Here is a 16746-nt window from a genome sequence, read left to right on the forward strand (position 1 = left end):
AAGTGAGGAATCATCATGTGGGCATGGGCGAAAGCGGATTCAATCAAAACAGAAATCGAGGCGGCTGACACCATTTTTATTCATCGACATGTCAGACCAGACCCCGATGCATTGGGGAGCCAGCTCGGGCTCCAACGTATTTTAAAGTCGGTTCATCCGGATAAAAAGATCTATGTAGTCGGCGGTATGGTGCCCGACCTTGAATTTTTAGGAAAGATGGAACACGTTGAGGAAGAAATGTATAAGGATGCGCTCGTTTTGATTCTAGATACAGCGAATCAGGAACGAATCGATGGACCATATGCGTTAAAAGGAAAAACAATCATTAAAATCGACCATCACCCTGATGAAGACCCGTATGCGATGACACAAATCGTGGACACCACGGTCAGTTCGACGTCCGAGATGATTGTGGAGCTGGCGAACATTTGGGATTATCCGATCGATCAAGAAGCGGCATTCTTATTATATGCCGGTATCGTAGGTGACACGGGGCGCTTCCAGTTCCGTAATGCCACGGCACGTACGTTTGAGATTGCTTCGAGATTGATTGACAAAGGCATCGATACGAACAAACTGTACCGACACATGTATAAGACCAACTTAGCGACGCTACAGTTACAAGGGTATGTGTTACAGCACGTCAATGTCACAGAAGAAGGCGTCGGGTATGTGAAGATTGATAAAGATGTGCTCCGGACGTTCCATGCGTCCCCGGAAGCGGCATCGCAACTCGTCAATAGCTTCTCTGGCCTCGAAGGATTGAAATGTTGGGTCATGTTCGTCGAAAACAAAGAAGAGATTCGTGTCCGGATTCGGTCGAAAGGACCTGTCATCAATGAAGTGGCGAAGCGTTACCGTGGTGGTGGCCATCCGATGGCGTCAGGTGCCACGATTAACACGTGGGATGAAATGGATGACGTCATTGCTGCTTTGAATGAAGTCGCAGGAGAGTTCACGTTTGAAGAAAATGAAGAGAGCTGACCGCGGTCAGCTCTCTTCATTTGTCTCCGTTCTCTTGTGGGATAAACCACGTGCCGCGGTCGGTCACATCTTCGACGACATCGAGTTGATATTCTGCAATATACTTTCGAAGTCGGTCGATGATTTCAGGACTGTCCGCAAAGACGGTTTGACCGTTCTGTAATTTTTCTAACTTATCGCGCGCAATTTGTCCCCGATTGATAATCATACGCTTTTGCCCCCTTTTGTCGTGAGTTTTGTCTATAATTATTGTATCAGAGAAGTGGAGAATTGAGTTTGACAATATCATTAAATAGAGAGGAGGACGAAGATGATTCATCTTAATGTCAGAACTGCTTATAGCTTACTACAAAGCACGATTCGACTAGAACAATATGTGATGCAGATGACAGAGCGAGGGAGTCGAGCGGTCGCCATCGCAGACGATGCCTTTTATGGTGTGCCGTCGTTTCTATCCTACTGCAAACGCTATGGGGTGAAGCCGCTCATCGGACTGAGAACCGTCCTTCGACTAGACGGGCTCGATGTGTCGGTACTTGCTTATGCTTCGAACGAAGCAGAACTACAAGAGCAATACCGAATCATCAAGAAAGGCGGGATCGATGAACGTACGACGATGCCCCTCATTGTCCTACCGGAAAACTGGAAAGCGAGCGACCCGGTCCATCGACGTCGTCATTATCATCAACTGCTGTCTTTTGTAGACGAGAACAGACTATGGCTCGGTCTCCCGGCACCGCAGACGACAGAACAGGTACAGCTGTTAAAGCAACTTCGCATGATGAGAGAAGAGCTTGCCGTCCAATTGATTCCGGTCCCTGAAACGAGATATATGCGACCTGAAGATGTGGAGGGTTTCCGGGCAATCTCTGCCATTCGAGAAGGCGAAGTGATGTCAGAGGAGGATGTACGTCAAAAAGGATTGCACGTGCGGCTTCCAAGCGAAATGAACGACTGGTTCACCGCAGATGAACTGGGCGAACTTGAGCGATTTGAAGCACTGATTCAACTCGAGCAGCTTCCACAAGCGGAAGGCGCGATTCCAGAGTTACCGGACGCTGATCAAAAGTTGAAGCGGCTCGTCGGTGAACGGTTAAAGGCGATGGAACTGATGAAAGAGCCGTATATCGGACGAGCGAAGTTTGAGCTTGACGTCATTGCCAAGACCGGGTTTTCTTCGTATTTCCTGATTGTCGAAGATATCATCCGATTCGCCCGTGAGTCCGGGATCGAGGTCGGTCCAGGTCGGGGGTCGGCGGCCGGCTCGCTCATCAGTTTTGCACTGCACATTACAGAAGTCGACCCAGTTCGCTATGGCCTCCTATTTGAACGGTTCCTCAATCCGGAACGCGTCTCGATGCCGGATATTGACTTAGATTTTGAAGATGAGCGTCGGGAAGAAGTCGTTTCATACGTGCTATCGAAATATGGGGAGGCTCATGCGGCGCAGATTGGTACACTCGCAACCTTTGGGGCAAAGGCGGCCATCCGTGACGTCGCGAGGGCGCTCGGCATGACGTTAGAAGAAGGGCAGGCTGCAAGTAAACAAGTGAAATCAGGTGGGTTGGACGAATTGATGGCGAATCCAAAACAGATGAAATGGTTCGCAGGTAGCCAGAAGCGTCAACAGTTGATTCGGATTGCGAAACAGCTAGAAGGGTTGCCACGTCAATCATCCATACACGCCGCTGGGGTTGTACTCAGTCGTCAACCGATTGAAGACGTGACACCACTTCAACCCGAACTCGAGGATCATGTGACCCAATATAATATGAAGGATTTGGAAGAAATCGGACTACTCAAAATTGATTTGCTCGGGCTCCGAAACTTGACTCGCCTTCGTCAAATGGAGGAATTGGCCCGCGAGAGTGACGCGATGTTCTCCTTAAAGACCATTCCCTTACATGACGCCCGAACGTACCGATTGTTAGCAAGAGGAGAGACGGACGGAATCTTCCAGTTTGAGTCGTCGGGTATGAAACAGGCGTTGCGCCAAGTCAAACCGACAGAGTTTGAGGATATCGTCGTGACGATGTCGCTCTATCGACCAGGACCGATGCAGTTTATTGAAACGTATGCAAAACGAAAACATGGTATGCCATATCAACCGATTCACCCGGACGTCGAAGAAATCATGAAGTCGACATATGGCGTGCTCGTTTATCAAGAACAGGTCATGCGACTTCTTCGAAAACTCGGTGGATATTCATATGCCGAGGCGGATTTAATCAGACGAGCGATTGCCAAAAAAGATACCGGTACGATTGAACGAGAACGAGAGCGGTTTTTACGTCAATCTGAAGGAAAGAACCGAGATGTCTTGTCACAAATCTTCTCTTGGATTGAAAAGTTTGCAGGGTATGGGTTTAACCGTTCCCATGCGGTCGCCTACAGTTTGATCAGTTATCGATTGGCTTACGTCAAAGCGCATTATCCACGTGTTTTCCATGTCGTGACGTCGGAGAAGACAAGTCAACTCGTGAGACTATTGCGTAAAGACAAAATCCCTGTGTATCCGCCAGACGTATTGCACGGTCATGCCGATGCGACACTTGAAGGTCCTGGCGTCCGTCTTGGGCTTAAAGCGATTCAAGGACTGACGAAACGAGACGTCGAACGACTCATCGAGCTGAATGGACAGCTAAAAGACGTCCGGACTCTTCAAGAAGCGATGGAATGGAAGAGTAAAGATCAACTCAAGTTGAGACGTTTGCTAGGAGCTGGAGCGCTTGACCGAATGTATCACGGTGATCGGACGAGTGCGTTTGAAGCAGTCGAACGTTTACGTGAAGAGGCTGGTACGCACTTCTTACCAGATGAACTATCATCACTCGGGCTTAAGCAGAAAAAAGCGAAAGAACCAAACTGGTCTGAAGAAGAGCGGGAAGCACTCGGAACATGGGTTGTGCACTCGCCGCTTACGACGATTCCGGACGTGGGAATTGAGCCCTCCACGATTGAAGACGTTCTGCACGGGACGAACGGGTATCTAGTCGTGTATGTGGATGACGTGCGTACGTTTATGACGAAAAAGCAAGAGCGGATGGGTGTCATGATGGTAGACGATGGGGTGACGCAAGAAGAAGTCGTCGTCTTTCCAAGAACCTTTGCCCAGTTCAGTCGCTCCCTCTACGTAGGAAACATTTTGTTGCTTGAAGTCCATTCGAACGAGCGAGATGGACGCAAACAATTGATTGTCGAACGAGTGCGCCCATTACATGGTCAAGCTTTGTTCGTAAGGCTCACGTTAGATCGATTCTCTGAACTAGAAGATTGGATTCAGCGTGCACAGGGTGACGTTCCGGTCGTTTGTCGGTTCACGGATTCAAAAGAAGTGAAACAACTGGCATCCGCTTTTGCAATCAACCCGAACGAGGAATATGTGTCAGAGGCGAAGAGGCGATTCGGAGAAGAGAATGTTGTCTTAAAACGAGTCGATATGAAAATGGTTGGTCCAGAAACTAGTACCAAGTCCTAAATGATGATATAATTGCACTAATTGGTCTGACCACTTAAGATTGATAAGTGATCCAAATAAGGGAGTTGAACGGTCAGATGCATGAAAAACACGCATCCACATTTCACGAAAATATTTCAAAGATACGAAAATTAATTGTCCAATCGTCACTGGTCCCGGGGGATCGACTTCCATCCGAACGTGAACTTGCGGAGACGCTAGCTATTAGTCGTGCCTCCGTTCGTGAGGCGTTACGCGCATTGAGTTTTTTAGGTATCGTCGAGACAAGGCGCGGCGGGGGTACTTTCCTATGTGAACAGGACCGACATCGCTACATCGAGATTTTGTCGGAGTTCATCGTCACGAAACAGACGAAAGCGACCGATATCATCGAAATGCTTAGACTGTTAGAGCGAATGGCGTTTTCGGAAGTAGAGCCGACGATGGAGCGACTAGCTCAATTAGAGGCAGTGATCGAAGAGGATCGAACGTTTCGTCAGCAACTCATTTTTCAGTTGAAGAATGACTTGTTCATCAGGATTTGGAGCGAAGTGAACCGATTTTTTGAGGGACTAGATGTTGGGGAGTTATATACGCTCGAAGAACGTAAGCGTTTTGTCGAGACGTGGCGTGGAATGGGGATGCCGGAATGAACGAGGGGGAAGCGATGACTGCTTTTTTCAAGAAACCGAAACGATATATGCCGTTGCGTCAACGAGAACCAAAAATTGACGCTCCACAGGGATTGATGACGAAGTGCCCATCTTGTAAATATATGCATTATACAAAACAGTTGAACGAAAACCATAAGGTATGTGACTGTGGCTACCATTTTCCGCTTCATGCACAGGAACGAATCGACATGCTCGTCGATGAAGGTTCTTTCGAACGGTTTGCGGGACCTTCCGTCAAAGCGAATCCGCTCGATTTTCCGGATTACGAAGAAAAGTTGAATAAAGACCGTGAACGGACCGGGATTGAAGAAGCGGTCGTTTGCGGAAAAGCGACGATTGATGGACTACCACTCGTCGTTTGCGTGATGGATGCTCGATTCCGAATGGGGTCGATGGGTGCTTACGTAGGCGAAGCGATTGCCTCTGCTGTTCGCCAAGCGACATCACTTCGTCTTCCGGTCGTCTTATTCACGGCGTCAGGTGGCGCACGAATGCAAGAAGGGATGGTCAGTTTGATGCAGATGGCGAACACGTCCATCGCTTTAAAAGAACATGATGAGGCGGGACTTCTCTACATCGCCTATTTGACACATCCGACGACAGGTGGGGTTTCAGCAAGTTTTGCGATGCTTGGCGACTTAAACGTCGCAGAGCCTGGAGCGCTTATTGGATTTGCGGGAAGACGAATCATCGAACAGACGATTCGGGAAAAACTTCCGGAAAACTTCCAGACGGCAGAGTTCTTACTCGAGTCTGGACAATTGGATGCGGTCATCCATCGTGAACAGATGCGTTCGTTCTTGAAGAAAATGATCGGATTACACGATGGGGGTGTTCGACATGTTTGACCCAATCAAAGAAGTGACCGAACAGTTAAACAAATTGCGTGAGACAGCCGAAACGAAAGGGATTGACCTATCACGTGAGATTCGTCACCTGGAGTTGAAGCTCGACCGATTAGAAAAAGATATTTATGGGAATATGAAACCGTGGGACCGCGTACAATTGGCGCGAAACCCGAAACGTCCGACAACACTCGATTACATCCATCATATGTTCCCTGATTTCATGGAACTCCATGGCGATCGACACGGGTATGATGATGCGGCAATTGTATCGGGACTTGCGACATTCGAAGGTGTTCCGGTGACCATCATCGGGCATCAGCGTGGTCGGAATACGAAAGAAAACATGAAGCGGAATTTTGGGATGCCTCATCCTGAAGGATACCGAAAAGCTTTGCGTTTCATGAAGCAAGCCGAGAAGTTCAACCGTCCGATTTTGACATTCATTGACACGAAAGGGGCTTATCCAGGGAAAGCCGCTGAAGAGAGAGGTCAAAGTGAAGCGATTGCTCGAAACTTGTTTGAAATGGCGACGTTGAAAGTACCGATCGTTTCCGTTGTAATCGGAGAAGGCGGTTCTGGTGGTGCGCTTGGAATTGGTGTTTGCGACCGATTGTTGATGCTTGAGAATAGTACGTACTCGGTCATCTCGCCAGAAGGTGCAGCGGCACTTTTATGGAAAGATGCCAAACAAGCAGAACGTGCAGCAGAAACAATGAAAATTACAGCACAAGATTTGTTCAACCTAGGGATTGTGGATGAAGTTGTAGGGGAAGTGTATGGGGGCGCGCATGTCGATGTGTCATTACAGTCATCACTCTTGAAACCTGTATTATTACAGCACATGAACGAGTTGCTCGATCTGTCGACTTCTCAGCTTATTCAAGGACGTGCGACCAAATATCATCAAATTGGCACAATTAGTGAGTGAAAACGGTAACAATGGCTTTGAATATAGAGTTATTCATTCATCAAGTGACTGCTTTGTAACATACCCTATGCATTTTTTTCACATACTTGTGTTGTAAAACAAAGGTCAGACATGGTATTTTATTTTCAGATTTCGTTAAAACACATAAGAGGTGAGTGACGTGAATTTAAAACGTATTGCGGTATTAACGAGCGGAGGAGACGCTCCTGGAATGAACGCTGCTGTCCGTGCCGTGACCCGAAAAGCGATTTTCGAAGGTCTTGAAGTGTACGGTGTGTATAACGGCTACCAAGGATTAATCGAAGGTGATTTAGTCGAATTAAACCTTGGATCAGTCGGCGACATCATTCAACGTGGAGGTACGTTCCTTCGCTCTGCACGCTGTCCTGAATTCAGAACTGAAGAAGGACGTGCAAAAGCAGTAGAACAGTTGAAGAAGTTTAATATCGATGCCCTCGTGGTCATCGGTGGAGACGGCTCTTATCGCGGAGCTCAAAAATTGACGGAACTCGGATTCCCAACAATCGGCCTTCCTGGTACGATTGATAACGATATTCCGGGAACGGATGCGACAATCGGTTTCGATACAGCGCTCAACACAGCGCTTGACGCAATCGACAAAATTCGCGACACAGCTTCATCTCATGAACGTACGTATGTGATTGAAGTAATGGGTCGCGATGCTGGTGATATCGCGCTTTATTCTGGTCTCGCTGGTGGCGCGGAGTCGATTCTTGTCCCAGAACGTCCAGAAGAGTTGAATGCAATCGTGGAACGAATCAACCACGGGATTGCGCGCGGTAAGAAGCACTCAATCGTTATCGTTGCTGAAGGTGCCGGAAGTGCTGAAGAAATCGGCAAATTGATTGCCGAGAAGACGAACTCAGAAACACGTGTTACGATTCTCGGACACATCCAACGTGGTGGTTCCCCAACTGCTGCAGACCGTGTACTTGCCAGCCGTATGGGTGCTTACGCTGTCGAGATTCTTCTTGAAGGGAAAGCGGGCCGCGTCGTCGGAATCCGTAATAACCAGATGATGGATCTTGATATCGATGAGGCGCTCGACCATAACAAGCACACAATCGATATGCAATTGATTGACCTCGTCAACCAATTGTCGATCTAAACGATTTAAGAAGTTGCAGAGACGGGATCAGGTCTATGGCCCCCCGTTTTCTGTATGTAAGTTGCACTATATCCCCTAGGAGGTTTTTATATTATGCGTAGAACGAAAATTGTATGTACGATTGGACCGGCTTCTGAGAAGCGTCTTCCTGAAATGATTGAAGCTGGAATGAACGTTGCCCGTCTCAACTTCTCACACGGTGACTATGAGGAGCACGGTGCACGTATCCGTGACATCCGTGAAGCGGCGAAAGCAGCTGGGAAAGTGGTCACAGTCCTTCTTGACACGAAAGGTCCAGAAATCCGTACACATACGTTTGAAGATGGAAAAGCTCTTCTTGAAAAAGGGAAAGAAGTCACAATCGTTTCAAGCGAAGAAATCGTCGGAACGAAAGATCGTTTCTCTGTAACGTATGAAGGTCTTTACGAAGACGTAGAAGTCGGTTCACACATCATGCTCGACGACGGTCTCATCGGACTCCGTGTCGTTGAAAAACTTCCGAACCGCGACCTCCGTTGCGTAATCGAAAACGAAGGAATCATCAAGACGAAGAAAGGTGTTAACTTGCCAAACGTCAAGGTAAACCTTCCTGCCCTCACAGACAAAGATATCTCGGACATCGAGTTCGGTATCTCACAAGACATCGACGTCATCGCAGCATCGTTCGTACGTCGTGCGTCTGACGTGGTAGAAATTCGTCAACTTCTTGAAAAACACAACGCGTCACACATCAAGATTTACCCGAAAATCGAGAACCAAGAAGGTGTGGATAACATCGAAGAAATCTTGGCAATCTCTGACGGCTTGATGGTTGCTCGTGGTGATCTCGGTATCGAGATCCCGACAGAAGAAGTAACACCTGTTCAAAAAGAACTTATCAAGAAGTGTAACGACCTCGGTAAGCCGGTCATCACTGCTACGCAAATGCTCGACTCGATGCAACGTAACCCACGTCCGACACGTGCGGAAGCATCTGACGTAGCAAACGCCATCTTGGACGGAACAGATGCAGTCATGCTTTCTGGTGAAACAGCTGCAGGGGACTACCCAATCGAGTCAGTTCAAATGCAAGCTGCAATCGCAGAACGCACTGAGCGTATGCTTGACTACAAAAACTTGTTGAAAGATCGTCAGAAGCGCAGTGAGCATACGGTAACGGATGCGATCTCACAAGCGGTTGCTCACACAGCAATCAACTTGAACGCGAAAGCAATCTTGACGCCAACACAATCAGGATACACAGCTGCTCGTACGGCGAAATACCGTCCAGAAGCGAACATCATCGCAGTCACTGAATCAGAGCGCGTTGCTCGTCAATTGAACCTCGTTTGGGGCGTATACCCGATCGTTGCTGAGACGATGCCAAACAACACGGATGAAATGTTGGTTCAAGCATCAGAAGCAGCACGTCACGCTGGATTCGTCACTGACGGTGACCTCGTTGTCATCTCAGCTGGTATTCCTGCGGCGACAGCTGGTACGACGAACATGATGAAAGTCCACATCGTCGGTCATGCTCTCGCAGACGGACGTGGAATCGGTGAGCGCGGTGTCGTTGGAGAAGTCGTTGTCGCGAAAAATGCGGAAGAAGCAAACGCGAAAGCGAAAGACGGCATGATTCTCGTCGCGCCATTCACAGATAAAGAAATGATGCCTGCCATCGAAAAAGCGGCTGGAATTATCACGGAAGACGGCGGATTGACGAGCCACGCTGGTATCGTTGGACCATCACTCCGTAAGCCAGTCATCGTAGGTGTGGATACAGCTACAACTTCACTTCGTGACGGTCAGATGATTTCAATCGACCCACTCACAGGTAAAATCTACAACGCATAATTGAACGACAATCGAACCGGCCTTCTACAAAGGTCGGTTCTTTTTCCGTTCGAAGAAAGGAATACGTATGAGTGCATATTTATTTTTAATTCTATTGGTGCTAATTGGCGTCATTGCACAAAACCAGTCAATCATTATCGCGAGCAGTGCGTTACTTATCATCAAAGCATTAGGGTTTGGTGATCAATTATTTCCGACACTTGCATCGAAAGGAATCAATTGGGGTGTGACGATTATTACCATTGCCGTACTCGTCCCGATTGCAACCGGAGATATCGGTTTTAAAGAATTGTGGAATAGTATTCGTGGTCCAGTTGGAATCGTTGCATTTGGTTCAGGAATATTTGTAGCCTTAGCAGCGGCGCAAGGCGTGCAATTGATGCGCGTCGACCCGGTCGTCACGACGGCACTTCTCGCAGGCACGATTCTAGCGGTCGGATTCATGAAAGGCGTACCTGTTGGACCGTTGATTGGAGCTGGAATTGCAGCCTTGATTTTAGGTGGATATCAAGTCATTGAAAAATGGTTTTGATATTTTCTGACAACTGAAGCCGCTTACATTTCTTTTTTGCAATAAATTGTTTATACTATATAAAGGACAGGGTAAACGGAGACTGGGTGAATGCAGGGGAGAAGCCCGTCCCGTATCCTTATTCCCTATACACAGACTGTTTTTACGGTCGACTACTTTCAAACAAGACTGAGGGGGAGTTATGAATGTCAACGACAAAAGGGTTAGAAGGTATTGTGGCAGCAGCCTCAAAAGTCAGCTCAATTATTGACGGACAATTGACTTATGGAGGATACACCATTGATGATTTAGCGGACAACGCCACATTTGAAGAAGTTGTATTCTTATTGTGGAATGATCGCTTACCAAATGCAGAGGAATTGACAGCGCTCTCAGAGGCACTCGTGAAAGAAGCGACGTTGCCAGAAGAAGTGATTGATACGTTAGCCCGTGCACCGAAATCAGCCAATGCAATGGCGACGATTCGTACGGCGCTCTCACAACTTGCTCTATATGATGAAGAATCTGAAGACATGAGTGACGAGGCAAACATGCGTAAAGCGATTCGTCTTCAAGCTCAAGTCGCTACAATCGTGACGGCATTCGCACGTCTACGTAAAGGCGAGCAACCTGTCGCTCCGAAGGAAGGTCTCTCCTATGCAGCGAACTTCTTATACATGTTGAATGGAAAAGAACCAAGCGAAGTCGCAGAGAAGACAATCGACAAAGCACTCATTCTTCATGCAGACCATGAATTGAACGCTTCGACGTTCACGGCACGTGTCTGTGTGGCGACGCTTTCTGATATGTACTCTGGTGTGACGGCGGCAATGGGAGCACTCAAAGGACCGCTTCACGGTGGTGCAAACGAAGCAGTTATGAAAATGCTTCATGAGATTGACTCGGTCGACCGTGTTGAAGAATATGTACGTGGTAAATTTGAACGCAAAGAAAAAATTATGGGCTTCGGTCACCGTGTCTACAAAGACGGCGACCCACGTGCGAAGCACTTGAAAGAAATGAGCCGCCAGTTGACTGCTCAAATCGGCGAGCCGAAGTGGTATGAGATGTCTGAGAAAATCGATCATCTCGTTGAAACAGAAAAAGGATTGAAACCAAACGTCGACTTCTACTCGGCATCAACATACTATGCGCTCGGTCTTGAAGAAGACTTATTCACACCAATCTTCGCCGTATCACGGATGTCAGGTTGGATTGCGCATATTCTCGAGCAATATGCGGATAACCGCTTGATTCGTCCACGTGCGGAATATGTCGGTGAAACAAGCCGTAAATATGTTCCTGTGAACGAACGTTAATTCGAGACACATTTTAGACAAAAGTTTGGTAAACTAACAAGTGACGTAGGTCGGCGTACGCGTCGACCTACAGTAATGTACTTAGGGGGATTCATTATGTTGACACAAGGACAAAAAATTACAGTTGAAAACGGTGTATTGAACGTACCAAACGTTCCGACAGTACCATTCATTATCGGTGACGGAACAGGTCCTGATATTTGGAACGCGGCTGTTCGTGTATTCGATGCTGCAGTTGAAAAAGCATACGGCGGCGACAAGAAAATCGAATGGATGGAAGTATACGCTGGGGAGAAAGCTTATAACGAAAAAGGTGAGTGGCTCCCGACAGAAACACTCGATCAAATTCGCGAGTACTTGATTGCGATCAAAGGACCACTTACGACACCGGTCGGTGGTGGAATTCGTTCATTGAACGTTGCGCTTCGTCAAGAGCTCGACTTATACACATGCCTTCGTCCAGTTCGTTACTTCACAGGTGTTCCTTCACCAGTAAAACGTCCTGAAGATACAGACATGGTCATCTTCCGTGAAAATACAGAAGATATCTACGCAGGAATCGAGTACGCGTCAGGAAGCGACGAAGTGAAAAAACTTATCAAATTCTTGCAAGATGAAATGAACGTGAACAAGATCCGTTTCCCAGAGACTTCAGGAATCGGCATCAAGCCTGTTTCTTCTGAAGGGACAGAGCGTCTCGTCCGTGCTGCAATTGAGTACGCAATTGATAACAACCGTAAATCGGTCACGCTCGTACACAAAGGGAATATCATGAAATATACAGAAGGTGCATTCAAAAACTGGGGTTATGCACTCGCTGAAGCTGAATACGGTGACAAAGTGTTCACATGGGCACAGTATGACCGCATCAAAGAAGAGTCTGGCGAAGCAGCTGCGAACGAAGCTCAGTCGAAAGCAGAAGCTGAAGGGAAAATCATCGTTAAAGATTCGATCGCTGATATCTTCCTCCAGCAAATCTTGACACGCCCACGTGAGTTCGATGTCGTCGCGACGATGAACTTGAACGGAGACTACATCTCAGACGCACTTGCGGCGCAAGTAGGTGGAATTGGGATTGCACCTGGTGCGAACATCAACTACATCACAGGACATGCAATCTTCGAAGCGACACACGGCACAGCTCCGAAATACGCAGGTCTTGATAAAGTAAACCCATCTTCAGTCATCCTTTCAGGTGAGATGATGCTCCGCCACATGAACTGGAACGAAGCGGCTGACCTCATCATCAACTCAATGGAGAAAACAATCGCTTCGAAAGTTGTCACATATGACTTCGCACGTCTCATGGACGGCGCGACAGAAGTGAAGTGTTCTGAATTTGCGGATGAATTGATCAAAAACATGTAATTCAAACGAATAAGTCGCCAATTGAGGGGGAGAGCTCATGATTCGTCGTAACAAAATTTCTGTAATTGGAAGTGGCTTCACCGGTGCAACCACTGCACTATACCTGGCTCAACGTGAGCTAGGGGATGTCGTTCTACTCGATATGGAAGAAAAAGTTGGACCGACGAAAGGGAAAGCGCTCGACATGCAAGAAACGGCTCCGATTCAAGGGTTTGACGCTTGGGTCACAGGAACATCGGATTACGCCGATACGGCTGATTCGGACATTGTGGTCATCACGGCGGGAATCGCGCGTAAGCCAGGGATGAGTCGAGACGATCTCGTTGCAACGAATGCAAACGTCATGCGTTCTGTCGTCAAAGAGATTGCTCGCTATTCTCCGGAAGCGATTTTGATTGTCTTGACGAACCCGGTAGATGCGATGACTTATGCGGCGTTCAAAGAATCGGGTTTCCCGAAAGAACGCGTCATCGGACAATCTGGTGTGCTGGATACGGCTCGTTTCCGGACGTTTGTCGCTCAAGAATTAAACGTTTCCGTCAAAGATGTATCCGGGTTTGTTCTCGGAGGACATGGTGACGATATGGTGCCTCTCGTGCGTTACTCGTACGCCGGGGGAATCCCGCTTGAAAAACTCATACCACATGAGCGGATCGAGCAAATCGTCGAACGGACACGTAAAGGTGGCGGTGAGATTGTCCAACTGCTAGGTGACGGTTCGGCGTATTATGCGCCAGCTGCCGCAATCGTAGAGATGGTCGAGGCGATTTTAAAAGATCAGCGTCGAATCTTACCTGCTATTGCTTATTTAGAAGGCGAGTACGGATTTAGCGATTTGTATCTTGGCGTCCCGACTATTCTTGGGAAACATGGCATCGAGCAAGTACTTGAGCTCGACTTGACAGATGAGGAGAAAGCAGCACTTTCACGTTCTGCCGACTCGGTCCGCTCCGTATTAGGCGTCTTATAAGAAGAAAGTGCTTCCTACAATTTTGTGGGAAGCACTTTTTTGCGGTTTCCATCATGTGGGGCATGCTACACTGAAAGTGGATTTGTTTTGTTTTTGTAAAGATTTACTTTGAGGTTGGTCGTTGCAAGCTTTGATTTGTAAAATAGAGAGTGACATTTGATGGATTAAGAGGAGGAAGTAGTGTGGCTGATAAAGTAATTGTTGTCGACGATGAAGTATCGATTGCGACGTTATTAAAATTCAATTTAGAACAAGCTGGTTTCGAGGTGGAGACCGCGCATGACGGGAAAACGGGATTGGAACTGGCTGAAAAGAAAGATGCCGTCTTAATCGTGCTCGATTTAATGCTTCCGGAAATGGACGGACTTGAAGTGTGTAAACGACTCCGTCAACAAAAAGTCAACACACCGATTTTGATGCTCACGGCGAAAGATGATGAGTTTGATAAAGTTCTCGGACTCGAGCTCGGTGCAGATGACTATTTGACGAAACCGTTCAGTCCCCGGGAAGTCGTGGCCCGTGTCAAAGCGATTCTAAGACGCTCGGCGCCACAAGAAACCGCGGTTGAAGAGGATGTCATTCAAATTGGTGACGTAAAAATTGTCGCTTCGAACTACGAAGTGTTCAAACAAGGAGAACGTCTTGAATTGACTCCGAAAGAATTTGAACTGTTAGCTTATTTAGCCAAAAACAAAGGACGTGTGCTGACACGAGACCAATTATTATCCGCTATTTGGAATTACGATTTCGTCGGTGACACGCGAATCGTCGATGTCCATATCAGTCATCTCCGTGAAAAAATCGAACCGGTCACGAAGAAGCCGACGTATATTAAAACGATTCGTGGACTCGGTTATAAAATGGAGGAGCCGACTTCGGAATGAAGACGTATCGCTCTAGATTCATGACGACGCTCATTCTTCTCGTCACGGGCGTACTTTTGACGCTTGGCATCGTGCTCGGCCAACTGTTTAAAGATTTCTATTTGGATTCTGAACGTGACCGCTTGAAAGAGGATGCTCAGCTCGCTGCCCTATACCTTGAAGGGGGAGAGCTAGACGAAATTCGAGAATATGTCGGTCAAATCGATGACGGGAGTAGCTTTGATATTTTGCTACTCAATAGCAGGAATGAAGTCATCGCCGGGACACCGTTTCGTGTCGGGTCAATCGATTATAAGATTGAAACGAGTCTGGTGCCTGAAGACGGAACGTTTGGTGAAGCAGACGAAGATGAGTTGATCCAGTTCACAAAACCGATTGAACTTGCGACGGGGGAGACAGTCTATTTAACGTTCATCCGTTATGTTTCAGACCTTGAAGGCGTGTATGATCGAATTTGGTTAACAATCGCGCTCGCGCTGTTCTTTTCATTTTTCATCATCTTATTCGTCCTTCAGCATCTGACGAACCAATTTATACGACCAATCGATGAGGCGACCATCGTCTTACGGGAACTCGCCGATGGTAATTATCGGGCTCGCGTTTACGAACTGCGAAATGACGAGGAAACCGGAAGTCTCGCTGGATCAATCAACGTCCTCGCCCGAAATTTGGAGTCAATTTCACTCGGAGAATCGGTTCAGCGAGCACGACTCGAATCACTCATCGAATATATGGGGGCAGGGCTCCTTCTCGTGGACGAGCGAGGCATCGTCACATTAGTCAACCGTTCGTATCGCGAGATGTTCCAATACGATGATTTGTCGATTGGACAATTTTATCACGGGATGTTACCGAGTCCTGATGTTGAGACTCTGATCGAAGACGTGTATTTGACGGAAGAAGTTCATCGTCGTCAGCTGTCGATTCGAACCGGCTTCAATCAGAAAACGTATATGGTGTCTGCTGCACCGATTTTCAGTGATACGGGAATGCTTCGTGGGACGACATTATTATTTAACGACATCACGGAGCTGAAGCGACTCGAGAAGATGCGGAAAGACTTTGTCGCGAACGTCAGTCATGAACTCAAGACCCCGCTCACCTCCATTCGTGGATTTAGTGAGACATTACTCGACGGGGCTAAAGAAGTCCCTGAACTCCGCGACCAGTTCTTAGACATCATTCAAAAAGAGGCGACGCGGATGCAGATGCTCGTTGAAGATTTGCTTGAGCTGTCGAGATTAGAGCGTGATGATTTCCAGATGGAGTTGGTATCCGTCGACTTGAACCAGCTCGTCGATGAGGTATGTCTCTTGCTCAGTCAGAAAGCGGACAAAAAGTCGATTCATCTAGAGGCGAAGCATCATGGGACGGCCGTCTTACAGGCCGATTTGAACCGGATGAAACAAGTCATCATGAACCTCGTCGCGAACGCCATCAACTATTCTCCGGAAGGAAGTCGTGTCGAGATTTCCGTCGAGGCGAATGAGGATGCGTACAAGTTACGCGTGAAGGATAATGGAATCGGGATTGCTGAAAAAGAAGTCAGTCGAATCTTTGAGCGCTTCTATCGTGTTGACAAAGCAAGAAGCCGAAATTCAGGTGGCACGGGTCTAGGTCTTGCTATCGTGAAACACATCATCGATCTCCATCATGCGACAATCGATGTCGATAGCGTCGAGGGCAAAGGGACGACGTTCACCATCACGTTCCCGCGGGTTTGAATCCCACTTGACCGCTGATTCTTAGTCACTTTACAAAACCTTGCTATTCAATTCATATTTACTTTACAAAACCTTGCTATTCTTATGAATGAGACCTCTTCATCATCTCGTGAC

The 16746-nt window shown here is 47.6% G+C and carries 14 protein-coding genes; 13 read left to right on the forward strand and 1 reads right to left on the reverse strand.

The window, feature by feature from the left end; all coding sequences use genetic code 11:
• Window positions 1-15 precede the first annotated feature (15 nt).
• Window positions 16-984, forward strand: coding sequence for a DHH family phosphoesterase (locus tag KNO92_RS03790; protein WP_214693252.1), 969 nt, complete (start codon window positions 16-18; stop codon window positions 982-984).
• A gap of 16 nt (window positions 985-1000) precedes the next feature.
• On the opposite strand, the gene KNO92_RS03795 is transcribed toward KNO92_RS03790, so the two are convergent.
• Complete coding sequence (locus tag KNO92_RS03795) at window positions 1001-1192, reverse strand: YtzJ family protein (RefSeq protein ID WP_074033430.1); 192 nt, start codon at window positions 1190-1192, stop codon at window positions 1001-1003.
• A gap of 102 nt (window positions 1193-1294) precedes the next feature.
• On the opposite strand from KNO92_RS03795, the gene dnaE reads away from it, so the two are divergent.
• The 12 genes from dnaE (at window position 1295) to pnpS (ending at window position 16632) form a co-directional block, all read left to right on the forward strand.
• Complete coding sequence (gene dnaE / locus KNO92_RS03800) at window positions 1295-4462, forward strand: DNA polymerase III subunit alpha (RefSeq protein WP_214760149.1); 3168 nt, start codon at window positions 1295-1297, stop codon at window positions 4460-4462.
• 77 nt (window positions 4463-4539) lie between these two features.
• On the forward strand, window positions 4540-5094 hold the full coding sequence (locus tag KNO92_RS03805) for a FadR/GntR family transcriptional regulator (RefSeq protein ID WP_214693242.1): 555 nt from the start codon (window positions 4540-4542) through the stop codon (window positions 5092-5094).
• Between the two features lie 14 nt (window positions 5095-5108).
• Window positions 5109-5963: an acetyl-CoA carboxylase, carboxyltransferase subunit beta gene (accD, locus tag KNO92_RS03810; protein ID WP_214693241.1), complete on the forward strand. Its 855-nt coding sequence runs from the start codon at window positions 5109-5111 to the stop codon at window positions 5961-5963.
• Complete coding sequence (locus KNO92_RS03815; protein WP_214693239.1) at window positions 5941-6891, forward strand: acetyl-CoA carboxylase carboxyltransferase subunit alpha; 951 nt, start codon at window positions 5941-5943, stop codon at window positions 6889-6891. Before accD ends, KNO92_RS03815 begins: the two co-directional genes overlap by 23 nt.
• A gap of 160 nt (window positions 6892-7051) precedes the next feature.
• Window positions 7052-8020, forward strand: coding sequence for a 6-phosphofructokinase (gene pfkA, locus KNO92_RS03820; RefSeq protein ID WP_214693237.1), 969 nt, complete (start codon window positions 7052-7054; stop codon window positions 8018-8020).
• Window positions 8021-8113: 93 nt separating this feature from the next.
• A complete protein-coding gene (pyk, locus tag KNO92_RS03825) occupies window positions 8114-9856 on the forward strand; it encodes a pyruvate kinase (RefSeq protein ID WP_214693235.1) in 1743 nt (580 codons plus the stop codon).
• Window positions 9857-9923: 67 nt separating this feature from the next.
• Window positions 9924-10388 carry a DUF441 domain-containing protein gene (locus tag KNO92_RS03830; protein ID WP_074033425.1) on the forward strand — a complete coding sequence of 155 codons (465 nt, stop codon included), beginning with the start codon at window positions 9924-9926 and terminating at the stop codon, window positions 10386-10388.
• Between the two features lie 185 nt (window positions 10389-10573).
• Complete coding sequence (gene citZ, locus KNO92_RS03835; RefSeq protein WP_214760151.1) at window positions 10574-11686, forward strand: citrate synthase; 1113 nt, start codon at window positions 10574-10576, stop codon at window positions 11684-11686.
• A gap of 99 nt (window positions 11687-11785) precedes the next feature.
• The gene (gene icd / locus KNO92_RS03840; RefSeq protein WP_214694005.1) at window positions 11786-13054 is read left to right on the forward strand and encodes an NADP-dependent isocitrate dehydrogenase; all 1269 of its coding nucleotides are present in this window, start codon (window positions 11786-11788) and stop codon (window positions 13052-13054) included.
• A gap of 37 nt (window positions 13055-13091) precedes the next feature.
• Complete coding sequence (gene mdh / locus KNO92_RS03845; protein WP_074033422.1) at window positions 13092-14024, forward strand: malate dehydrogenase; 933 nt, start codon at window positions 13092-13094, stop codon at window positions 14022-14024.
• A gap of 182 nt (window positions 14025-14206) precedes the next feature.
• Window positions 14207-14908 carry a response regulator transcription factor gene (locus KNO92_RS03850; RefSeq protein ID WP_074033421.1) on the forward strand — a complete coding sequence of 234 codons (702 nt, stop codon included), beginning with the start codon at window positions 14207-14209 and terminating at the stop codon, window positions 14906-14908.
• A complete protein-coding gene (pnpS, locus tag KNO92_RS03855; RefSeq protein ID WP_214760152.1) occupies window positions 14905-16632 on the forward strand; it encodes a two-component system histidine kinase PnpS in 1728 nt (575 codons plus the stop codon). The genes KNO92_RS03850 and pnpS overlap by 4 nt, the downstream gene beginning before the upstream one ends.
• Window positions 16633-16746: the final 114 nt, after the last annotated feature.

This window comes from Exiguobacterium sp. s129 (assembly GCF_018617585.1).
GTDB lineage: Bacteria > Bacillota > Bacilli > Exiguobacteriales > Exiguobacteriaceae > Exiguobacterium > Exiguobacterium aestuarii_A.